Consider the following 8,544-nt stretch of genomic DNA (forward strand, 5'->3'; position numbering starts at 1 on the left):
TCAGGTCTCGCTGCGCGGCGACGAACTCCGCTCCTTTGCCCGGGGTGACGCTGTGCAAGAAGACGCCGACGTTGGGTGGCGGTAGCTCTCCCTGTGCGAGAACCAGATCCGAGTTGCAGCGCCAGTATCCGTGCGCTGTCCCAGCAGTCAAGATGGCCCGCCGCTCCGCGCTGTCCAGCCATGCGTCGAGCGACTGCGGATCGGCGAAGGAGACCTCCAGGCCGCAGTCCAACCGTTCCGCGGCAACCGATTGACGCGCGCCGACATAGCCAGAACTCGCCTGAGCGGAAGCGAAGTAGCCGGTCGCCCAGTCTTGGAACCGCCGCGCATCCGCTGGAGGGTGAAAGAGGGAGATCGCCGTGGCGCCGACTGTCATGTCAGTTGTCTACCATCCGAGGGCCGCCTGGGCGCTGACGCGATGAAAAGGTTTGCCCGTCGCACCGTGAGGGAAGCCAGCAGTGACCGGGTGCAGAACGCGCCCGTATTCGTTTACGTCCGGATGTCGCGTTCCTGCCGTTATTGACGCTGCAGTCATTGCATATTCGCAGCGAAATTGCTTGCGGCGGGCTAGATTCCCGTCATCAACCTACCTAGACTCTGGTGGCGGGCAAAGAGTTCTTGTACGTGACTAGTCGGGCGGGCGACTATGGAACGACTAAGCGGAATTGACGCTTTCTTTCTCTACATGGAAACACCGACGCAACCGTTGAACGTGTGCTGCGTCCTGGAATTGGACACCTCGACGATGCCCGGCGGCTACAGCTATGCCCGGCTGCGCGCAGAGTTAGCCAAACGGGTAAAGGCGATGCCCGAATTCCGGATGAAGCTGGCCGACAGCCAGCTCAACCTGGATCACCCGGTGTGGGTCGACGACGAGGAGTTCTCCCTGCGCCGTCACCTGCACCGTGTTGCCGCGCCCGCGCCCGGAGGTCGGCGCGAAATGTCGGAGCTTTGTGGGCACATCGCGGGGCTGCCGCTCGATCGCGACAGGCCGCTGTGGGAGATGTGGGTCATCGAGGGCGGTGCCCGCGAAGACCGGCTGATGGTGATGCTCAAGGTGCACCACGCCGTGGTCGACGGGGTAGCCGGGGCGAATCTACTGGCTCAACTGTGCGCCTTGCAGCCCGATGCGCCTGCGCCGCAGCCGGTTCGCGGCGCTGGTCGCGCCAGCGCGCTGCAGATTGTCGCGACCGGACTGCTCAGTTTCGCCAAGCGGCCATTACGGTTGGCGACCATAGTGCCCACGACACTGTTCACGGTGGCGCAGACGGCCCTGCGGGCCCGCGAAGGCCGAACCATGGCGGCACCGTTCTCCGCGCCGCCCACCCCGTTCAACGGCACCCTCACTCGGCACCGCAACGTTGCCTACTCCCAGCTGGACATGCGTGACGTCAAACGGGTCAAAGAGCGTTTTGGGGTAACCGTCAACGACGTCGTGGTGGCACTCTGTGCCGGGGTATTGCGACGTTTCTTGGCCGAACGCGGCGAGCTACCGGATGCTCCGTTGGTGGCCACGGTGCCGGTGTCGGTGCGCGACAAGTCCGATCGGCCCGGGCGCAATCAGACCACTTGGATGTTCTGCCGGCTGGAAACCCAGATCAGCGATCCGGCGCAGCGAATCCGGGCCATCGCCGCAGGCAACCGTGCGGCCAAGGAACATACCGCGGCCATAGGGCCTACGCTGCTGCATGATTGGACTGAGTTCGGGGGCCAGACCATGTTCGGTGCGGCCATGAAAATCCTGCCGCGCATTCCGTTGAGCAGCAGTCCGATCTACAACTTGATCTTGTCCAACGTTCCGGGCCCGCAGGACCAGCTGTACTTCCTGGGTTGCAAAATCGAGGCGATGTATCCGCTGGGCCCGCTGCTTGGCGGTGCGGGACTGAACCTCACCGTCATGTCCCTCAACGGTGAACTGGGCATCGGCGCCATCTCGTGTCCGGACCTCCTGCCGGACCTGTGGCCCATCGCCGACGGGTTCTCCGATGCGCTCAAGGAATTACTGGAGTGCAAACGTTAAGCCCTGGACTACCCTTCGCTCAATAACCCGAACCGCTGCTGGTGCCGAGTACTTCGACCGCGGCGTTGATGTTCGGTACAACGGTGCCGCCGTAGCGTGCCACGATTTGTCCGAGCGCCCTGGCCAGGTGCGGACCGACCGCCTCGGCGGCCAGGACGTCTTCGGCGATGACAATTCCGTTGACCAGATGGGCGGCGAGCAACCGGCCGTCCTGAGCGACCTCGTAACGCCAGTCGCCGATCTGGATCCGCTCGGGATTGGACCGGAAGATGCCACGTCGCGCCGGTGTGTGGATGACGCCGGGAAGCCCGGCGAACACGTTGATCACCAGCCCGACTCCACCGGGCCCAGCGAGCGCTGCCGAGACGGTACGGCTGACTTGGTCGGCGTCGTAATCAACCACTAGCTGTCCATCGGCAGAACAAACGTCGGCGTGATGGTCTCACCACTGCCGGTGCGGCGCACGGCGGTGCCGGCAGTGTAGAACTCGACCGTGTGCAGTCCCCAGGCATAGTTCGAGACGGCGAAGTGCACGCCCAGCACACCGGTCGCGCCGTCTCTCTCGGCCTCACTTTGCATCCGCGACATCGCCAATTCACGCGCCTGGTAGTTCCCCTGCGTCCACTGCGGCATTTCCATGTTCCGCCCGATCTGCTTGAGCGTCTGCATGAATCCCTGCACAGCGATGTGAAACACACAGTTGCCCATGACGAAGGCGACCGGGGCGAATCCGGAGCGCAGCAACGTCACCATGTCCTGTCCGGACAGGTGGCTGGAGAAAGCTTGGCCGTTGGGACGACGGAACGCTCCAGGCTTCGCGGTGTATCGAACCGCGGTGCCGACCGCCATGAATTCCAGGTGTTCCCCGCCTTCGCCGTGATGGCGCCAGTTGAGCCGGACCCCGACGATGCCGTCGGCGTTGAGTGCATCCGCCTCGGCTTGCATGCGGGCCATCGCATTCCACCGCGCCCGGTAGGTCGCCTCGGTCAGCACCCCCAGTTCCTGCTGCTGTCGCATACCGCTGAACTGGAACCCGACGTGATAGACCGAGACCCCCATGACCAGTTCGATCGGTTCGAACCCGGCCCCGTGTAGGAGCGCGAACTCGTTGATGGACAAGTCAGACGTCCACGATTTCTCGGCATGCGACAGTCGTTCGCTGGCGACGGGATCGAGCGCTCCTGGTTGCATGGATGAGAGTCCCTTCTCCTGAATTGGCGTCAGCGTACCGAGCCAACGCCCGTCTTTGCCGGATTTGGCATCGGGCAGCTCAGTCACGCCTACCGGGGCATCGGGCGGGCCCAGCGGTGGTACTGGCGAAACTCGCTGTGGCCGAACGGGTTTTGACTGAACGCTGCCGCTTCACGGGGACAAGAAGATGGCCTCTTCGGGGCAGTTCTGGGCGCCGGTCACTGCTTGGCGCTCGAGTTCGCCAGAGACGTCGGTGACCAGGACGACCGCATGGCCCACTTCGTCGGCATCGAACACCTCGGGCGCCAGGGTGTAGCAGCGTCCGTGCCCGACACATCGGTCCTGCTCGACCGAGACCCGCCTCATTGGACGGGAACCGGAAAAGTCAGCGGCAGTGCCTCCACCGACCGCAGCGCGGCGGTGTAAGTCAGCTCGGTGCCCGGTTTGATGCCGTAATCAGGGATACGGCGATGGAACTCACGCAGGGCCACCCGCAACTCCATGCGGGCCAGGTGGCTTCCGAGGCAGCGATGCGGGCCGCCACCGAAAGCGCGATGACGGTTTGGGGTGCGGTGAAAGTCCACCACCTCGGGATCGGGGAATTCGGCGGGATCAGTGTTGGCCGCACCGAGCAACGGACTGACCCGCTCACCCTTGGCAATTGGGCAACCACCCACCTCGACGTCTTGCATGGCGACGCGGGCGACGCCCGGTACCGGCGTTTCCCAGCGCAACAGTTCCTCGATTGCGTGCGGCAAGACGTCCGGTTCTTCGACCAGTTGACGGCGGTGCTCTGGGTGTCGTGCCAGGTACACGAAAAAGCAATCGAGGGAGTCGGTGACCGTGTCCAGACCGGCGATCAGGAACAGGAAGCAGATGTCGAGCAGTTCCTCCCGCGTCAGGGTCCGGCCCTCCCGTTCCAGATTGACGGCGATCATCGCAGACAGTATGTCGTCGCGGGGGTTGGCGATGTGCTCGTCGATGGCCCGCTCGAAGTAGTCGTAGATCTGTTGCGCGACCACCACCGAACTGTCGTGACGGTCGTCGTATCCGGTGGCCCCGGCTGGACGAATCACCCCGTCTTTCCACTCCAGGAACTGGTCCAGATCCTCCAACGGCAGACCGAGCAGTTGCAGGAATACCGTGCACGGCAACGGGACTGCGAATTCGGCGTGAAAGTCGCATTCGCCTCGGTGGGCAAATGCATCGATCCTTTCGTTCACCAGCTCGGTGATGTGCGGTTCGCGGCGAGCCATCTCCCGCGGGGTGAAGAGCGGATCCAGAATGCGCCGGTACTTGGCGTGTTCCGGCGGATCGATCTGCAGCGGGATGAGGGGTCGCAGATTGCCGAGGTCGACCGCGTCCATGTTGGAGGAGAACAGATCGGTGCGTTTGAGCGCCATCTCGATATCGGCCAGCCGGCTCAGTACCACCGCTTGCGGTGCCCGGAAAACAGGCGTCGTTTCACGTAGTGCTTTGTACATGGGCTGCGGCTCGGCGAGGCCCATCACGGCCTGGTCGACGAACGCGTCGGCTTCTGTCATGCAGTTAGCGTGGCACCGCACCTGGCGGTGAGCAATGCCTTCGCTTGCAAAAATACGTAAATTAGAGATGTTATGGATCCACCGTCGGTGGAGGAGGTCGTTAGTGTTCGATCTGAAGATTGTCGGGGGAACCGTGGTGGACGGCACCGGGGTGCCGGGTTACCGCGCTGACGTCGGCATCAAAGACGGCAAGATCGCCGAAGTTTGGCGCCGGGCGGACACCGACGGCGGACTTCCCGGAGGCGCCGCCGAGACCATCGACGCCACCGGGCGAGTGGTCGCGCCGGGGTTCGTCGACATTCATACCCATTACGACGGTCAGGTCAGTTGGGACGGCGTGCTCGAGCCGTCCAGCGGTCACGGGGTGACCACCGTGGTCACCGGAAACTGCGGTGTCGGGTTCGCGCCGGTGCGCCCGGGCCGCGAAGACTGGCTCATCGCGCTCATGGAAGGTGTGGAAGACATTCCCGGGACGGCACTGACCGAAGGCATCTCCTGGGGCTGGGAGAGCTACCCCGAGTACCTCGACGTGATCGAGCGGGGACGTTTCGCCGTGGATGTCGGGAGTCAGATCGCGCACGGGCCAGTGCGCGCTTATGCGATGGGCGAGCGAGGAGCGCGTAACGAGCCCGCCACGCCCGAGGACATCGACGCCATGGCGCGGCTGGTGCGCGAAGGCGTCGAGGCCGGTGCGCTGGGTTTCTCGACATCGCGAACCTTGGGTCACCGCGCGATGGACGGCGAGCCGGTACCGGGTACTTTCGCCGCCGAGGACGAGCTGTTCGGTCTGGGTCGCGCAATGGCGGCCGGGGGGCAAGCGGTGTTCGAGTTGGCTCCCGAAGGCGTTGGGGGAGAAGATATTCTGGCGCCGAAGCGGGAGCTGGCCTGGATGGAGCGGCTGGCGGGGGAAATCGACCGCCCGGTCACCTTCGCGCTGATTCAGATCGACGCGGCACCGCGGCTATGGCGCGAGCAACTCGAGATTTCCGCCGCCGCGCATGCCGCCGGCAGTCGGTTGTACCCGCAGATCGCCGCGCGCCCCTTCGGAATGCTGATCGGGTTTCCCGGCCATCACGCCTTCACCCATCGCCCCACATACCGCAAGCTGCGAGCCGAATTGGGACCCGAGGATCTCGCCGCTCGACTGGCCGATCCTGCGGTGCGGGCGGCGATACTTGCCGAAGACGATCTGCCGCCCGACCCGTCGGTCCTATTCGACACTATGTTCGCGGCCGTGCAGCACTCCTTGGGCCGGCTCTACGCCATCGGTGACCCGCCCGACTACGAGCCGACCGCCGAGCGCACGGTCAAGGCGATCGCCCGTCAACGCGGGGAGGATCCGTTGGCGACGCTCTATGACCTGATGCTCGAATCGGACGCCACCGCGATGCTGCTGTTGCCGCTCCTCAATTACAGCGACGGCAACCACGATGCGATCCGGGAGATGCTCACCCACCCTGCTGGGGTGGTGGGGCTGTCCGACGGCGGGGCGCATTGCGGAATGATCTGCGACGCCTCCTATCCCACCTTCCTGCTCACCCATTGGGCCCGGGACCGCCACCGCGGTGAGAAGCTACCGCTCGAATACGTGGTGCGCAAGCAAAGCCATGACACCGCTACGCTTTTCGGTCTCACCGATCGAGGAACCATCGAGTGCGGCAAGAAGGCCGACATCAATGTCATCGACATGGATGCGTTGCGCCTGCACGCCCCGCGCATGGTGTACGACCTGCCCGCTGGCGGACGCCGGCTGACCCAACGCGCCAGCGGGTACGACGCCACCATGGTCAGCGGTGTGGTGACACGCCGCGCAGGCATCGACACCGGGGCGCGCCCCGGCCGGCTGGTTCGCGGCGCCCGCTAAGCGTTGCAGCAGTTGGTCATTCGGCTGTACCGCGGCCTCGACGCAACGCTGATGAAGCGGAACGCAGGACTCCGCGCAGGGCGTAGGCCGCGGTCACCACGCACAGCAGGATCAACAGGATGAACATCGGCAGCCAGTTGGCGCGGCTGTGCTTGACGTCCCACCAGATGATGGTGAACAGCACCACGCAGAGCAGCAGCACGATGTCGCGCCAATTGCCTCGATAGGACATCGCCGCTTGGCGCATGGCACGGCTTCGGTCGGTCGCCTCCACCAAGTCGTCGATGCGAGCGTCAATGGTTCGCTGCAATTCGGCGCGCCGTCCGGCGGCTTCAGCGGGCAGGCGATCCAACAGGTCCATGTCCTGCTTGATAAGCCCTCGGTAGTCGGGACCTCGGAATTGCCCTGCGGCGATCGCCAGCAGTGCGCCGCCGAAAACCGGTGCGCTGTTCAGCGCCAGCGATGCCACACCCATGTCCACTCCTCATTCGGCAGGTTGCCAACGTCAGCCCGCTGCGGATTGTCTCAGGCCACAGATGCACCTAGCACGAGATTGACGGCGTCGTCGAGTTGCCCGGCGATCTCCTGATAGGTCAGGTAACGCGCCATCATCAAAGCGCCGAACAGGGTCATCTGCAGGGTCGACTTCACCGCCCGCGGCCAGCCCGGTCCCAGCGCCGCCCCGATCCGCCGCGACACCTCTTCACCGATCTGTTCCCGCAGCGGGGTGACGGCCGGATCGTCCGCCATCAGCGCCGCGGCGCAGGCGGCCGTCAGTTCCGGCTCGTCGGCCACCACGAGAGCCATGTCGCGCAAAGTGGCGCTCACTCTGGTCTTGGTGGTGTCCCCGGTGTCGGTATGCATTTGGCGGTCGCGCAGCAGATCCAAGTAGACGGCGGCGACCAGGGCAGCCTTGGATGGGAAGTACGTGTAGGCGCTCGCCGCAGAGACGCCGGCGCGAGAAGCAACCGCACGCATGGTCAGGTTGGCGTACGACGAGTGCCGCAATTCCTGCAAGCCCGCGTCGAGGACCTTGCGGATGGTCTGACCGGGCCGGCGATCCGACCGGCGCGCCGAGTCGGCGCCGGCCGCTTCGCTAGACACCCGTCCAGTGTAAGCGCTGGGCCGACCGTTGCTTGGGTGCAATTGTCGTCGTCGGCGGCGGGCGTGGGCCAAAACACCGGACAGCTGTCCAGAAGAAACTATGCCTCTAGGGTGGCGCCTATGACCCAAGAGGACCGGCGGCGTTGGGACGAACGTTATGCCCGCCAGGGCGCGCCGCGGGGCGCAGCGGAGCCGCCGGATTTTGTGGCGGCGCATGCCGACCTGTTGCCTACCGCCGGAGCCGCGCTGGACCTCGCCTGCGGTCCGGGGCGAGCGGCGGTGTGGCTGGCCCGTCGCGGCCTCGACGTGCTGGGTGTCGATGTCTCCGCGACCGCGATCGACCAAGCACGAAAACTGGCTCAAGACAACGGAATCAGCGATCGCTGCCGATTCGATGTGGTCGACCTGGACGACGGTGTGCCGCCCGGACCTCCCGCCGCGGTGATCTTGTGCAACTTGTTTCGCGATCGCCGCCTGGATCGGCAGATCGTCGACCGTCTGGCACCCGGGGGCGTGTTGGCCATCGCGACACTCAGCCAAGTCGGTGGCCGTCCCGGACCATTCCGGGCCACCCCCGGCGAGTTATCCGCCGCCTTCGCCGATCTGGAGATCCTTGCCAGCGACGAAAGCGACGGCCGTGCGTGGCTGCTGGCACGCGCGTGAGCGCTGTTCAGCCGGCAGTTCGGGTTGCTCGACGGCGGCGGTGAGGCCGCGGGGTCGCGGGGTGCTGTGCAGTGTCGGATTTCTCGCCGTTGCGGGTGGGTACCGCCCGCCGGGTGGTGCCGCGCCTGCGGTGACCGGGCCCGGCCGCGCGGTGCGCC

Annotated in this window: 9 protein-coding genes and 1 pseudogene; 3 read left to right on the forward strand and 7 right to left on the reverse strand. The window is 65.3% G+C overall.

What is annotated here, in order from left to right:
- A pseudogene (locus A9W95_RS02380) lies at window positions 1-376 on the reverse strand (antibiotic biosynthesis monooxygenase); the annotation flags it as partial.
- 270 nt (window positions 377-646) lie between these two features.
- On the opposite strand from A9W95_RS02380, the gene A9W95_RS02385 reads away from it, so the two are divergent.
- Complete coding sequence (locus A9W95_RS02385; RefSeq protein WP_067409047.1) at window positions 647-2,020, forward strand: wax ester/triacylglycerol synthase family O-acyltransferase; 1,374 nt, start codon at window positions 647-649, stop codon at window positions 2,018-2,020.
- A 19-nt stretch (window positions 2,021-2,039) separates the two neighbouring features.
- Here A9W95_RS02385 and A9W95_RS02390 read toward each other — a convergent pair whose 3' ends face one another.
- From A9W95_RS02390 to A9W95_RS02405, 4 genes are all read right to left on the reverse strand, one after another.
- Window positions 2,040-2,423, reverse strand: a complete 384-nt coding sequence (locus A9W95_RS02390; RefSeq protein WP_067409048.1) for a DUF5073 family protein — start codon at window positions 2,421-2,423, stop codon at window positions 2,040-2,042.
- Entirely contained in the window at window positions 2,423-3,211 is a 789-nt protein-coding gene (locus tag A9W95_RS02395) for a heavy metal-binding domain-containing protein (protein WP_067409055.1), read from the reverse strand. Before A9W95_RS02395 ends, A9W95_RS02390 begins: the two co-directional genes overlap by 1 nt.
- Before the next feature lie 171 nt (window positions 3,212-3,382).
- A complete protein-coding gene (locus A9W95_RS02400) occupies window positions 3,383-3,577 on the reverse strand; it encodes a ferredoxin (RefSeq protein WP_067409049.1) in 195 nt (64 codons plus the stop codon).
- The gene (locus A9W95_RS02405; RefSeq protein WP_067409050.1) at window positions 3,574-4,755 is read right to left on the reverse strand and encodes a cytochrome P450; all 1,182 of its coding nucleotides are present in this window, start codon (window positions 4,753-4,755) and stop codon (window positions 3,574-3,576) included. Before A9W95_RS02405 ends, A9W95_RS02400 begins: the two co-directional genes overlap by 4 nt.
- 103 nt (window positions 4,756-4,858) lie before the next feature.
- Here A9W95_RS02405 and A9W95_RS02410 point away from each other — a divergent pair, with 103 nt between their 5' ends.
- A complete protein-coding gene (locus tag A9W95_RS02410) occupies window positions 4,859-6,619 on the forward strand; it encodes an amidohydrolase family protein (protein ID WP_067409051.1) in 1,761 nt (586 codons plus the stop codon).
- Between the two features lie 16 nt (window positions 6,620-6,635).
- On the opposite strand, the gene A9W95_RS02415 is transcribed toward A9W95_RS02410, so the two are convergent.
- Together A9W95_RS02415 and A9W95_RS02420 are read right to left on the reverse strand one after the other, a co-directional pair.
- Complete coding sequence (locus tag A9W95_RS02415; protein WP_067409052.1) at window positions 6,636-7,094, reverse strand: hypothetical protein; 459 nt, start codon at window positions 7,092-7,094, stop codon at window positions 6,636-6,638.
- A gap of 50 nt (window positions 7,095-7,144) precedes the next feature.
- On the reverse strand, window positions 7,145-7,723 hold the full coding sequence (locus tag A9W95_RS02420) for a TetR/AcrR family transcriptional regulator (protein WP_067409053.1): 579 nt from the start codon (window positions 7,721-7,723) through the stop codon (window positions 7,145-7,147).
- Between the two features lie 120 nt (window positions 7,724-7,843).
- Between A9W95_RS02420 and A9W95_RS02425 the strand changes: the two genes are divergently transcribed.
- Complete coding sequence (locus A9W95_RS02425; protein WP_067409054.1) at window positions 7,844-8,386, forward strand: bifunctional 2-polyprenyl-6-hydroxyphenol methylase/3-demethylubiquinol 3-O-methyltransferase UbiG; 543 nt, start codon at window positions 7,844-7,846, stop codon at window positions 8,384-8,386.
- The last annotated feature ends 158 nt before the right edge of the window (window positions 8,387-8,544 follow it).

Origin of the sequence: Mycobacterium sp. 1423905.2, from assembly GCF_001673155.1 — a bacterium.
Lineage (GTDB): Bacteria > Actinomycetota > Actinomycetes > Mycobacteriales > Mycobacteriaceae > Mycobacterium.